Source organism: Promicromonospora vindobonensis (assembly GCF_042685865.1).
Lineage (GTDB): Bacteria > Actinomycetota > Actinomycetes > Actinomycetales > Cellulomonadaceae > Promicromonospora > Promicromonospora vindobonensis.
In genome coordinates, this window is sequence record NZ_JBHUOG010000001.1 from 2,410,465 (window position 1) to 2,421,902 (window position 11,438).

General features: G+C 71.4%; 12 protein-coding genes. 7 read left to right on the forward strand and 5 right to left on the reverse strand.

The window, feature by feature from the left end; genetic code table 11:
- Nucleotides 1–138 precede the first annotated feature (138 nt).
- Together ACFS27_RS10905 and ACFS27_RS10910 are read right to left on the reverse strand one after the other, a co-directional pair.
- Nucleotides 139–684 (reverse strand): GNAT family N-acetyltransferase, encoded by a 546-nt coding sequence (locus tag ACFS27_RS10905; protein WP_377182784.1) that lies wholly within the window; start codon nucleotides 682–684, stop codon nucleotides 139–141.
- Between the two features lie 50 nt (nucleotides 685–734).
- On the reverse strand, nucleotides 735–1,997 hold the full coding sequence (locus tag ACFS27_RS10910) for an anhydro-N-acetylmuramic acid kinase (RefSeq protein WP_377182786.1): 1,263 nt from the start codon (nucleotides 1,995–1,997) through the stop codon (nucleotides 735–737).
- A gap of 72 nt (nucleotides 1,998–2,069) precedes the next feature.
- Here ACFS27_RS10910 and ACFS27_RS10915 point away from each other — a divergent pair, with 72 nt between their 5' ends.
- Complete coding sequence (locus tag ACFS27_RS10915) at nucleotides 2,070–2,918, forward strand: class I SAM-dependent methyltransferase (RefSeq protein WP_377182788.1); 849 nt, start codon at nucleotides 2,070–2,072, stop codon at nucleotides 2,916–2,918.
- On the opposite strand, the gene ACFS27_RS10920 is transcribed toward ACFS27_RS10915, so the two are convergent.
- Nucleotides 2,896–3,729 carry an alpha/beta fold hydrolase gene (locus ACFS27_RS10920; protein ID WP_377182790.1) on the reverse strand — a complete coding sequence of 278 codons (834 nt, stop codon included), beginning with the start codon at nucleotides 3,727–3,729 and terminating at the stop codon, nucleotides 2,896–2,898. The genes ACFS27_RS10915 and ACFS27_RS10920 overlap by 23 nt on opposite strands.
- Nucleotides 3,730–4,132: 403 nt before the next feature.
- On the opposite strand from ACFS27_RS10920, the gene ACFS27_RS10925 reads away from it, so the two are divergent.
- The 4 genes from ACFS27_RS10925 (at nucleotide 4,133) to ACFS27_RS10940 (ending at nucleotide 7,245) form a co-directional block, all read left to right on the forward strand.
- Nucleotides 4,133–4,630: a low molecular weight protein-tyrosine-phosphatase gene (locus tag ACFS27_RS10925; RefSeq protein WP_377183689.1), complete on the forward strand. Its 498-nt coding sequence runs from the start codon at nucleotides 4,133–4,135 to the stop codon at nucleotides 4,628–4,630.
- Nucleotides 4,631–4,690: 60 nt separating this feature from the next.
- On the forward strand, nucleotides 4,691–5,626 hold the full coding sequence (locus ACFS27_RS10930) for an NAD(P)H-binding protein (RefSeq protein ID WP_377182792.1): 936 nt from the start codon (nucleotides 4,691–4,693) through the stop codon (nucleotides 5,624–5,626).
- Nucleotides 5,623–6,837, forward strand: coding sequence for an alpha/beta hydrolase (locus tag ACFS27_RS10935; protein WP_377182794.1), 1,215 nt, complete (start codon nucleotides 5,623–5,625; stop codon nucleotides 6,835–6,837). The genes ACFS27_RS10930 and ACFS27_RS10935 overlap by 4 nt, the downstream gene beginning before the upstream one ends.
- A 114-nt stretch (nucleotides 6,838–6,951) precedes the next feature.
- Nucleotides 6,952–7,245: a hypothetical protein gene (locus ACFS27_RS10940; protein ID WP_377182796.1), complete on the forward strand. Its 294-nt coding sequence runs from the start codon at nucleotides 6,952–6,954 to the stop codon at nucleotides 7,243–7,245.
- 15 nt (nucleotides 7,246–7,260) lie between these two features.
- Here ACFS27_RS10940 and ACFS27_RS10945 read toward each other — a convergent pair whose 3' ends face one another.
- On the reverse strand, nucleotides 7,261–7,890 hold the full coding sequence (locus ACFS27_RS10945; RefSeq protein ID WP_377182798.1) for a DnaJ family domain-containing protein: 630 nt from the start codon (nucleotides 7,888–7,890) through the stop codon (nucleotides 7,261–7,263).
- Between the two features lie 79 nt (nucleotides 7,891–7,969).
- Between ACFS27_RS10945 and ACFS27_RS10950 the strand changes: the two genes are divergently transcribed.
- Nucleotides 7,970–9,139: a pyridoxal phosphate-dependent aminotransferase gene (locus ACFS27_RS10950; RefSeq protein WP_377182800.1), complete on the forward strand. Its 1,170-nt coding sequence runs from the start codon at nucleotides 7,970–7,972 to the stop codon at nucleotides 9,137–9,139.
- Nucleotides 9,140–9,166: 27 nt separating this feature from the next.
- On the opposite strand, the gene ACFS27_RS10955 is transcribed toward ACFS27_RS10950, so the two are convergent.
- On the reverse strand, nucleotides 9,167–9,640 hold the full coding sequence (locus tag ACFS27_RS10955; RefSeq protein WP_377182802.1) for a DUF6328 family protein: 474 nt from the start codon (nucleotides 9,638–9,640) through the stop codon (nucleotides 9,167–9,169).
- A 158-nt stretch (nucleotides 9,641–9,798) separates the two neighbouring features.
- Here ACFS27_RS10955 and ACFS27_RS10960 point away from each other — a divergent pair, with 158 nt between their 5' ends.
- A complete protein-coding gene (locus tag ACFS27_RS10960; RefSeq protein WP_377182804.1) occupies nucleotides 9,799–11,355 on the forward strand; it encodes a hypothetical protein in 1,557 nt (518 codons plus the stop codon).
- Nucleotides 11,356–11,438: the final 83 nt, after the last annotated feature.

The window sequence follows — 11,438 nt, forward strand, 5'->3', positions numbered from 1 at the left end:
GTCCGGTCCGATGGCGGCCTCGCGTCGCGAGTTCGGTCTCTTGGTGGCCCCGTAGCTCGATCTCGCAATCCGTGGCGGGCATCCGACCGATCTCGGCCAGCCGCCAGCTGCCAGCTGCCGGCCACGCGCTGCCAACGGTCAGATGCGGCGTCCCATCTCGATCTCTCGGCCGAGCGCGCCGTCCAGCCGGACCCCGGTCGGTTCGAACCCGCACTTCCGGTAGGCGTCCCTGGCCCGGCGGTTCTCCGCGTGGACGTAGAGCCTGACCCGGGTCAGGCCGCGTTCCCGCGCCCAGTCGAGGTTTGCCTCGAAGAGCCGCTCGATCAGCCCCGATCCCCGGTGCTGCGGCTCGATGAACACGCCGACGACGTGGCCGCCAGAGCTCTCGACGGTTCTGCCCTCGAAGTCCTTCTCGCCCGCCGACTCGACGATGACGACCGACGTGCCGACCCAGCCGCCGTCGTCCGCGACCGCCACGAACTGCCGGGCGCCGGCCGCGGGCCCCGCGTCGACCGAGGATCCGGCCGCGCGGTCGATCCAGAAGCTGTCGGGCATCGCCGCACCCTCGTCGTAGGACTCGACGAAGGCGAGCGGTGCCGCATCGTCCCCGAGGCCGGCGAGGCGCAGCGCACGAACCTCCCGCCACTCGGAGGCCCTGATCGGTCGGACCGTGTAGTTGCTCATCCCGCGGCATCTTGCCACTTTGCCGATGTCGAACCTGCCGCGACGACGCGTCACACGCTGCCCGTGATCTCCAGCCGCCCCGGCGGTCCGACGGCGGTCGTGCGGCCCGGTGGAAACCGCCCACCCAGGCCAGGCGTCACCGAGCCCAGCACGCTCGTGCGCCTTGCCCCGGTGGCGCCGGGCAGTACGCCGGGCAGGCCGTGCCACGTGTGGAAGCCGAGCACAGCGAAAGCCAGCGCCTCCTTGGCTTGGCTCGGTACGCCCAGCTCGTCGGAGGTCCGGATGGCGACGTCCGGCAGCTCTTCGCGGAGCGCCGCCATCAGCACCGGGTTGCGGATGCCCCCGCCCGAGGCGACGACCTCGCTGGCGGTGTGTCGCACGGCGTCCGCAACGGTGCGGGCCGTGAGCGCGACGAGGGTGGCGAGCAGGTCCTCGGCCCCGGGCGGCGTCGGCCCGAGGCGATCCAGCAGGTAGCCCAGGTGGAAGTGCTCCTTGCCCGTCGACTTCGGCGCCGGGCGCGCGTAATAGGGGTCGTCGAGCAGGCGCTCCAGGAGATCGGGAAGCACCTGCCCGCCGGCAGCGAGGCCGCCGTCGGCGTCGAAGGCGAGGCGGCCGCCTGTGACGTGCAGCGTCGCTGCGTCGAGCAGCGCGCAGGCCGGGCCGGTGTCGAAGGTGCGGGTCTCGACGGGCTCGGCCACCGGCAGGCCAGGCTGGACCGCCGACGGCAGCACCGTTACGTTCGCTATGCCGCCGAGGTTGAGGGCGACGGCGGTGCCGGGCCGGCCGGCGAGCCACAGCGCGTCGAACAGGCCGACCAGGGGTGCGCCCTGCCCACCGGCCGCGACATCGCGCGTGCGCAGACCCGAGACGACGGGAAGACCGGTGGCCTCGGCGATCCAGGCGGCCTCGCCGAGCTGCAGGGTGCCGAGCACGGCGCCGCCGTCGGACGCCCAGTGGAAGACGGTCTGGCCGTGCGACACGACGAGGTCGGCGTGGCCGCCACAGAGCTCCGCGACCGCACGTGCCGCGACATCGGCGAAGGCCTGACCGATCCCTGTGTCGAGCCGGCACACCGTCTCCATCGCGGCCCGGGCCGGAGGCAGCGCGGTCACGAGCGCGGACCGGAGAGCCGGCGGGTACGGGGCGGAGAGGTGCCCGAGCGGCGTGAGCGTCAGCGTGTCGCCGGCGAGTCGAAGCTCGCACGCCGCGGCGTCGACGGCGTCATGGGACGTGCCGGACATGAGTCCGACCACCCGCAGCGGAGGCGATATCTGCGCAGGTGACAGTTCGTTTCTGGGTATCGGTTTCCCCATCGGACCGACTCCTCCGGTCGTGTTTGCGCCAGTGTTACCCCCTTGGCCCCACTTTGCGCCACAATCTCCACCATGCTCGACGTCTCGATCGCCCCAGCTCCGGCGCCGGACGCGCCGTTCGAGGACCACATCGAATGGGCGCGCAACGCCCCTGCCACTCCTTTGACCCCCGCCGCGCTGTTCACCGGTGGCCTCACCGACGCTCCTGTCGACGACCGTCTCACGATCGACGCCCCGGAGTGGGACTACCCCGCTCTCGCCCGCGAGATCGTGCTCAGGTCCCGCGGTGCTGTGCTGGACATCGGCACCGGCAGCGGTGACTTCTTCGCGGGCCTCGGCCCGCTCCCCAAGGGCTCGGCCGCCACGGAGACGGGTCCGGCCTTCCTCACCGCCCGACGCCGCCTGGAGCCGCTCGGCGTCGACGTGCGCCGGGCCGAGCCGTCCTGGACGGGCGATGTGCTGCTGCCGTTCTTCGACGGCCAGTACAGCGTGGTGCTCAGCCGGTTCAGCACCATCGAACCCAACGAGGTGGGCCGCGTCCTCGAGCCGGGCGGGACATTCCTCACCGAGCAGGTGGACACGCGTGACGGCATAGTCCTCAACCGGGCACTCGGCGTACCGCTCGGCTGGGACCCGGACGCCGTCACGATCGACGTCGTCTCCGACGGGCTCGTCGCCTCCGGCCTCGAGATCGTGGACGCCACCGAGTACGCGGGCACGCGCACGTTCAAGGACCTGTCCTCCGTGCTGTGGTACCTCCGGATGGCCGCGTGGCAGGTGCCCGGCCTTGCCGACCTCACCTCGGCCGCCGTCGCGCGGCACGAAGCGGGCCTCCGCGCGCTGCACATGCACTTCGCGACGGGCAACGAGCTCGTCGACGAGGCGCCGCGCATCCTGGTCACGGCACGCCGGCCGTTCTGAGGAGGGCCGCCACGGCGTCCGCCATCGCACGTGGCGGCACGTCCGTGCCGTGCCCGGGCAGGGTCACCCGGCGTGCCGCAGGCAGCACGGCGGCCAGCGACTCCGCGGCGACCGCGACGGACGCGGCGCTCGCCGCGCCGTCGGCCACGACGACCGGTTGGGTGATCACGTTCCACCGGCCCATCAGGGCGCGCCGGCCCAGGGCCACACCGGCGAGGACCCGGCCGTCGTAGGCGATGGTCGGGGCGATCTCCTCGAGGTCGGCCCACGACGGCGACTCCCGCATCCGCGGGAGGAGCCGGCACGGCATGCCGACCACGTCGAGGAACAGCTCGACGGCGCTGCCGGGGTCGCCGGCCTCGATGCAGTTCTCGACCCCGGCGATCATCCGTGGGTCGGTGGGCGGCTCGCCGCTCGCGATGTCGTAGGTGGGCTCGTAGCAGAGCACGCCGGTGACGCCGTCCCCGAGGTCCGCCGCCGCGCGCAGTGCGAGGAATGCGCCGGAGGAGATGCCCAGCAGCGCGGCAGGGCCCGTCACATCCAGCAGCGCGGCGATGTCGTCGACCTCGCGGTCCACGCTGTACGGGGGAGTGTCGCCGCTGCCGCCGCGGCCACGCCGGTCGTACCGCAGGGTGGTGGCCCGGTCCCCCAGCTCCGCCGCTACGGCGAGGGTGACGGGCAGGCGGTGGGCGAGCACCCCGTCGACCACCACGATCACAGGCGCCAGACCGAGGGTCGGACCGGTCAGGTCGTACGCGATCCGGGTGCCGTCTGCCGACGCCGTGAAGGCGTCGACGGTGATGGTCGTCATGCAGGGCAGACGGACCGGGGCGCCAAAAGTCGTCGCTCGGCCCGGTGCACGAGGCCGGCGATTTCGCCGCGAGGAAAAAACCTGGGCGACGGTCGACTCGAGGCGTAGGTTCGTGGGCACATGAGAAGGGAGGTGATCCGAGTAGTGAATGCACATCGGACCCATGAGGTGGTCGCGCGCTAGTCGCGTGACGCGTAAGCGTTTCGCGCCGACGCAGGTGGGAAGGCTCAGCACGGGGCTTTCCTGAACTGTTCAGGCGCAACGGGACAATGGTGGCGAGTACTTCGCGACCACCGGAGCCCGCGGGTGCCGTGCCTCGTCCAGCACGGCTGACGAAAGTCGCCCCGCGGGCTTTCCCCTGCCTCCGGCCGGGGAGAATGAGTACGTGACTGCCTACCGTGTGATGACCGTCTGTACGGGAAACATCTGCAGGTCCCCGATGGCCGAGATCGTGCTGCGGGACCGCTTCGACGCCGCGGGTCTCGGCGCGTTCGTCGTCGTCGACTCATCCGGTGTGAGCGACGAGGAGCACGGCAACCCGGTGGACCGCCGGGCACGCGCGGTCCTCGCCGAGCACGGCTACTCCACGGGCGACGGGCACCGAGCACGCCAGGTGACCACCTCCGACGTCGGCTCGCGGGACCTGCTCCTTGCCATGACGACCCGGCACGCCCGCGGGCTGCGGGACCTGGCCGGTCGCGTGCCGAGCGACGTCACGATCCGGATGTACCGCTCGTTCGACCCAGTGGCTCACGGGCTCCCCGAGGACCAGCTCGACATCGCTGACCCCTGGTACGGCGGTCCGCACGACTTCGAGGTGTGCCTCGCCGAGATCGAGGCGGCTGCCGACGGCGTCGTCGACTTCGTCCGGACGCAGCTCGGCGTGCCCACCGGCAGGTGATCTGCGGGTTTCACCCCGTCACGCCCGGCTCGGTGAGGCTCCGCCGATTACGGTGTGGGAATGACCTCCGCGTCACCCGGCCGGCTGGTCGTCCTCACCGGGGCTGACGGTCGCCTGGGATCCAGGCTCGCCTTCCGCGTGGCAGCGGCGGGTGGTCACCAGCGCCTGCTGGTCACCGGCCACGGCGTGGTACCCCGGCTGCCCGGGGGCGCCTCGCTGCCGGAGACGGAGGTCGTGGTCGTCCCGTCCGAACCGGATCCCAGGACTCTGACCAGCGCGTTCGGCGACGCCTACGCCGTCTTCCTGGTCCCGGGCAAGGAACGTCCCGGACGGCTGGGCAAGCATCGCGCCGTCATCGACGCGGCAGTGCTCGCCGGGGTGCGGCACGTGGTCTACGTGTCGTCGGTGGGCACCGGACCCGACGCCGTGGCGTCCGCGGCCCGGGACGACTGGCTCACCGAGGAGTACCTCCGCGGTACCGACCTGACGTGGACGATGCTGCGGATCGCGATGTTCCACCGCACCCTGACGTTCGCGGTGTACGACGAGTCGCGCGGGTCCGGGCCGGGCACGGTGCTCTGCGCACCTGCCGGCGACGGTCGGGTCGCCTCCGTGTCGCACGACGACGTGGCCGACGTCGCCACAGCCGTACTCCTGGACGAGGACCCGAACCGCCACGCGAGCCGGATCTACCACCTGACCGGTCCGGAAGCCCTGAGTCTTGACGAGGTGGCCGCGGCGCTGTCGACGGCCACGGGCCGGACCATCCGGTACGCGCCGCAGACCCTTGACCAGGCGCGCGCGCTGTTCTACCGGTCGACCGCCGCGGAGGTCGAGGACTGGATCACGCAGTGCCAGGCGATCGCGGCGGGTGTCCTCGCCGAGGTGAGCCCCGACGTGCGGCACCTGGCAGGCCGGAAGGCGCGCTCGCTCGAGGAGTGGCTGGACGACTATCCGACGGAGTGGGCACACCTGCGGTTACCGTCGGTGAGATGACGAGTCTCTCCCCGGGTCTGGACGACGGAATGACGCCCGAGCTCGCGTGGGAGCCCGACGTGCTGCCGGGCTTCGAACGCCTGACGCTGCCCCTGCAACCCGACGAGGACGAGCCAGAGGTCGTGGCCACCCTGGTGCGGCGCGCCCGGCCCGCGCCGGACGAGCCTGCGGCGGACGAGCCCGACGGCGCCGCGCCGCGCCGGGGTATGCGCAGGGTAGGCGCCGAGAACCCGCAGGTGGCGCGCCTGTGGGACGAGCTGTCGGAGCTGGGGCGGCGGCTGCACCTGCGGGGTGCGGCACGCCAGCACCCCGACGCGGCCGACGACGCCACGGAGAGCGCCGAACCGCAGACCACCGTGCCCGACGCAGGCATCGACCTGCTGTACGTGCACGGCTGGCTCGACTACTTCTTCCAGACGCACCTCGCGGACTTCTGGGAGTCGCTGGGGGTGCGGTTCCACGCCCTGGACCTGCGCCGTTACGGTCGCAGCCTCCGCGAGGGCCAGACCCCCGGATACGTCAGGAGCCTCGCCACCTACGACGAGGAGATCGAGGCCGCGCTCACCGCCATGGGGCACGGCCGCGACGCGGCACCCGAGCGCAAGCTCGTCCTCATGGGCCACTCGACCGGCGGTCTCACCGTCAGCCTGTGGGCGGCCCGCAATCAGGAACGCGTGGCCGGACTGGTGCTGAACTCGCCGTGGCTCGAGTTCCAGCCCCGCGAGGCGGTGCGCAAGATCATGGAGCCGGGCATCCGGGTGCAGTCGGCGCTCGTGCCACGCAGCCAGCTGGTCAACCTGGATCGTGGCCTGTACGCGCGCTCCATCTCGTCGCGGTTCGACGGCGAGTGGGACTACGACGTCGCCTGGCGCCCCGATGCCGGATGGCGCGCCACGCCGGGCTGGCTCGCGGCGATCTTCCGCGGGCAGGACCAGGTGGCGCGCGGGCTCGGTATCGAGGTGCCCGTCCTGGTGCTGCTGAGCACCCGCAGCACCATCCCGACGCGGTGGAGCGAGGACATGAAGAGCACCGACTCGGTGCTCGACGTGGTCGGGATCGCCCGCCGGGTACCCGACGTCGGCACCCTCACCACGCTGGTGCGGATCGCCGGCGGTCTGCACGACGTGACCCTCTCGGCGAAGCCCGCCCGCGAGCACGTGTGGCGTGAGACCGGCCGCTGGTTCCGCGGCTACGTGCTCGGTCAGGCATAGCGCCACAACCCGCCTGATTCCTCGGTTCCGGTGGCATCTGGCAATGCTCGGGCCATGGTGAGATCCTGGAACGGAGGTGCCCACACCGACGTCGGGCACGAGGGGCGATGCGCCATGACAACGCACCAGGAGACCCATCCCCGGGCTCGCCGGGGCGGGCCGTTTCTCGCTCGCAGTGAGACCGCCGCCGGGATCGCTGCGTTCATCCTCGGGATGCTGATCTCGCAGGGAACCGCCGAGGGGGTGACGATCGCGGGCTGTCTCGCCATGGCCGCCGGAGCGCTGTTCGGCAGGTTCGGTGCCGGATGGGGCCGCATGGCCGTGGCAGCGGGACTGGGGTTCACGCTCGGTTCCGTGCCTTACTGGCTGATGACCGCTGTGGTCATCGTGACCGCGTACGGGTTCTGACCCGGAGCGGTTCCGTCACCAGAACTTCCACCACGGCCGGTCCGCTGATGTCGTCGGCTCACTCCGTGTGGCCGGCGTCGGGCTGGAGCCTGCCGCGCGCCGGGCCGCGCGCCGCGACCGCCAGCTGCGCACCTCCTCGTCCACGTCCCGCGTGGGGGTGACGACGGGTGGACCGCCCTGGAGCTGGCGCCGCGCGTCGATGATGCGAGCGTTGAAGTCCGTGACGATCTCCCGCACGCGCTCCTCCATCGCCTCGAGATCAAGCCTCCCGTCCAGCTCCGCGTCGTCCTTGCGGAGCTGGGCCGACGGCAGGACGCCGGTGATGTTCTCGCGCTCGATCAGGCCCTTGAGCCACCAGTCGGGGTCGTGGGTGCCGCTCAGCCCGGGGATCGGCTTGCCCTGTAGCGGCAGGTTGTCGAACTCGCCGCGGCGCATCGCCTGGTCGACCACGGTGTCGACAAAGCGGGAACGTTCTTCGACGCTCATGCCGCGGGTCGAGGGCTGGACCGTGACGTCCTCGGCCTCCGGGTCGCCTGGCTCGGCGCCCTGCGCGGCGCCATCCTCGTCGGCCTCCCGGTCCACGCGATACTGCGCGGCCCTGCGGAGTGGGTCGTTGTCTGCGTCGTCGCGCGATCCCTGCGCCATGGAGCCATGTTACGACTTTCACAAGCGGCTCGGAAGGGTCGTTGGCACGGGCCGTACCGGATGCGGGCATGATGGCCGCATGAAGGTTTCTCGCCGGTCCCTCGTACCCCCGTTCGCCGTCATGGAGGTGCTCGCCGCCGCGAACGCGCGCCGTGCCACCGGCGCGGACGTGCTCAACCTCTGCGCAGGGGAGCCATCGACCGGCGCGTCGGAGGTGGTGCGCGAGCGGGCGATCGCGCTGCTCCGTGACGGCACCCTCGGCTACACCGAGGCGATGGGCGTTCCCGCGCTCCGCGCCGAGATCGCCGGCCACTACAAGCGCTGGTACGACGTCGACGTCGACCCCGCGCGGATCGCCGTCACCACGGGTTCGAGCGGTGGGTTCGTGCTCGCCTTTCTCGCGTCGTTCGACGTCGGCGACCGGGTGGCCCTCGCCCGGCCCGGTTACCCCGCGTACAAGAACATCCTGTCGGCGCTGGGCTGCGAGGTCGTGGAGCTCGACTGCGGCCCGGAGACCCGCTACCAGCCCACGGTGTCGCAGCTCAACGAGGCGTACTACGGGGGAGGGCTCGACGGAGTCATGGTCGCCTCGCCCGCGAACCCGACCGGCACGATGATCACGCCCGCCGAGCTGGCCGCGATCGCGGAGTGGTGCGCGGATCACGACGTGCGGCTGATCAGCGACGAGATCTACCACGGCATCGCCTACTCGGACGAGGTCGCACAGGCGACGGCGGCGACGTTCGTCGGCCAGGGCGCCGTCGTCGTCAACTCGTTCTCGAAGTACTGGGCGATGACGGGCTGGCGGCTCGGCTGGCTCGTGCTGCCGGACGAGCTGGTCGCGCCCGTCGATGCCCTCGCCGGCAACGTAGCGCTCTCGCCCCCGGCTCTCGCGCAGCTGGCGGGTATCGCTGCGTTCACCGCGGAGGGGTACGCGGCGGCGGCGGAGAACGTGGCCCGGTACGCGGCGTCGCGCACCCTGCTCCTTGAGCGGCTCGGTGAGCTCGGCTGGCGGCCCGTCGCGCCGGCCGACGGCGCGTTCTACCTGTACGGGAACATCTCGGCGTTCGGTCTGGACTCCGTCACCTACTGCGCTCGGCTCCTTGCAGAGGCGGACGTGGCGATCACTCCTGGCACCGACTTCGACGGGGTGCACGGGCACGAATGGGTCCGGCTGTCGTTCGCGTCCTCCCTCGACACGGTGTCGCGAGCAGTCGACCGGATCGTGGCCTGGCACGAGACGCTCTGATCGCTCGGTGACCGTGCTGGCCCCTGGTCAGCTGCGGCGGCGCAGCACCTCTGGAAGCACCACCCAGACGATCCCCAGGAGCACGAGCACGCAGGAGCTGGCCACTATCCCCTCGGTCCGCCCCACGACGACGTCGAAGACGAGCAGCGTCGCGCCGGTGATCACCAGGCCGAGCACCCCGAGGGCTACGCGGGTCAACCGGTCGCCGAGGGTGACGATGTGGGCCTTCATCTGCTTGCGGAAGAGGGACCGGTGCACGCTCACCGGCGCAACGATGAGGGCGGTGGCGGCGACCGAGGTCACGACCAGAACCAGATAGACGGTGCGCTGGTAGCTGTCCAGGTCGGCGAACCGTGCCTGGAACGGCAGCGTGAGCAGGAACCCCGTGAGGATCTGCACACCGGTCTGCATGACCCGGAGCTCCTGGAGGAGCTCGTTCCAGTTGCGGTCGGCACGTTCGGCGGGTGACTCACTGCGTCCGTCGGTCTCCACGGTTCCCATTGTGGCGCGATTCGGGCGAGCAGGGCGGGGCGAGCAGAATTCACCCCCTCGCATCACCGCCTCCCGTGGCCCGGCACCGGGGACCGGGAGAGCATGCGGCTGGGGCGGGACGCGTCCGCGTCCCCAGGACGAGGGGGCCTGCAGTGATGAGATCGATCATGCGTATGCCGCTGAGCATGGCGCTCGGCGCAACACTGATGGTGACGGGCGTGGCGGCGACGCCGAGCGTCGCAGCAGAGGTGGGCCCAGCGGGCTCAGCCGGCTCGGCGAGCTCGCCGGGTCCTGCGGCGATGACCATGCGGGTCGACGACGTCGTCGTCACCGCGAAGATCTCGCTGCCGCCCGGGTCGGCCGTGGAAGGTTCCATCGTCGGAACGCTCAGCATCACGCACAACGGCACGTCCGCCGCGATGCGGTCCGGGCGCATGACGATGGTCGACCCGGAGGGCCGCGACCTCGTGGGCGCGCAGTTCGTCGCGTCGGGGACGGCCGACGCCTGGACCTCGAACGTGCCGCTCTCCGCGGACGCCGCGTCCGGCATCTATCAGGTCAGTGTGGTCGCTGAGGTCGCGATCACCACCGACGACGGCGTGGTCAACGTGCCGATCCGCACGTCGAACCCCGTCTCGGTGCCGTTCCGGGCGCAGCGGAACATCCCGATGATCTGGACGTCGCCGTCGAGCGCCCCGGCTGGCTCGACGATCTCGGTCTCCGGCGCCGCGAACATGAAGAACCTCGGGACGGGTGACTACTCGCCGGCGACGGCGCAGGAGGTCAAGGTGTACTTCGACCCGGCGGGCGACGCGCCGGAGACTCTCCGGGCAACCCTCACGACCGACGCACGCGGCTACTTCACGACCCGGCAGAAGGCCGGCGCGTCCGGCAAGTGGCGGGCGGAGATGCCGATGACCGACGCCGGCGCGCGTGCGGTGTGGACGATCACCTCCGCGGAGCGGGAACGCAACACCTCGCTGCGGCAGGGTTCGGTCAGCGCGACCCAGAACGGCTTCACGGCAGGCGACCACCTGATGACGCACGACGTGGTCGTAGGCCTGGCCCCGGTGCAGCGGCGGGTCGACGTCGGCAGCCTCGGGTTCAGCATCGGCGGCAAGTCCGGCTGGGTCAGTGCCGACAGCCGGCGCGGCGAGGGCAGCTTCCCCGACGGGTTCCGGGTGCAGAAGGAGCTGGTGCACTCCGGCGTCGGGACGAGCCACGTGACGTTCACGTTCAACCCGACGCTCCCGGCCGGTATCTACGACCTCGGCATCAGGGACGCCATGAAGGCCTGCTCCGCACCGGACTGGGACGAGAACGACGCCGCCAGCGGTGCGAGCAACTGCACGCACGACGTCCTGGTCCAGGACTCCACGGTCGCGACCATCGTGGTCAAGCGTGCCAGCACCACCACCGTCGCGGCGTCCGCGACGTCGCTGCCCGGCTCGCAGACCATCACGCTCAGCGGTGGGGTGCGGAAGGTGCAGCTCGTGAGCGGGGGCGGAGCTCAGGACAAGCCCGCGCCGAACACTGACGTCAAGCTGTACTTCGACCCGGCGGGCTCGGCGGCCCCCGTCTACAAGAAGACGGTGACCACCGGCACGAACGGCACCTACTCGACGCGGGTCGTGACGAGCACCTCCGGCCGGTGGATCGCGAAGTACGCGGGCACGAGTCTGCAGGCTTCGTCGCAGGCGGCAGTGAGCATCACGGTCGGCTAGCTCGAGCCAGCAAGGTCCGCTTCCACCATGCGATCCGGCATGCCTTCTCGTGAGAGAGCGTGCCGGATCGCATGGTGGAAGCG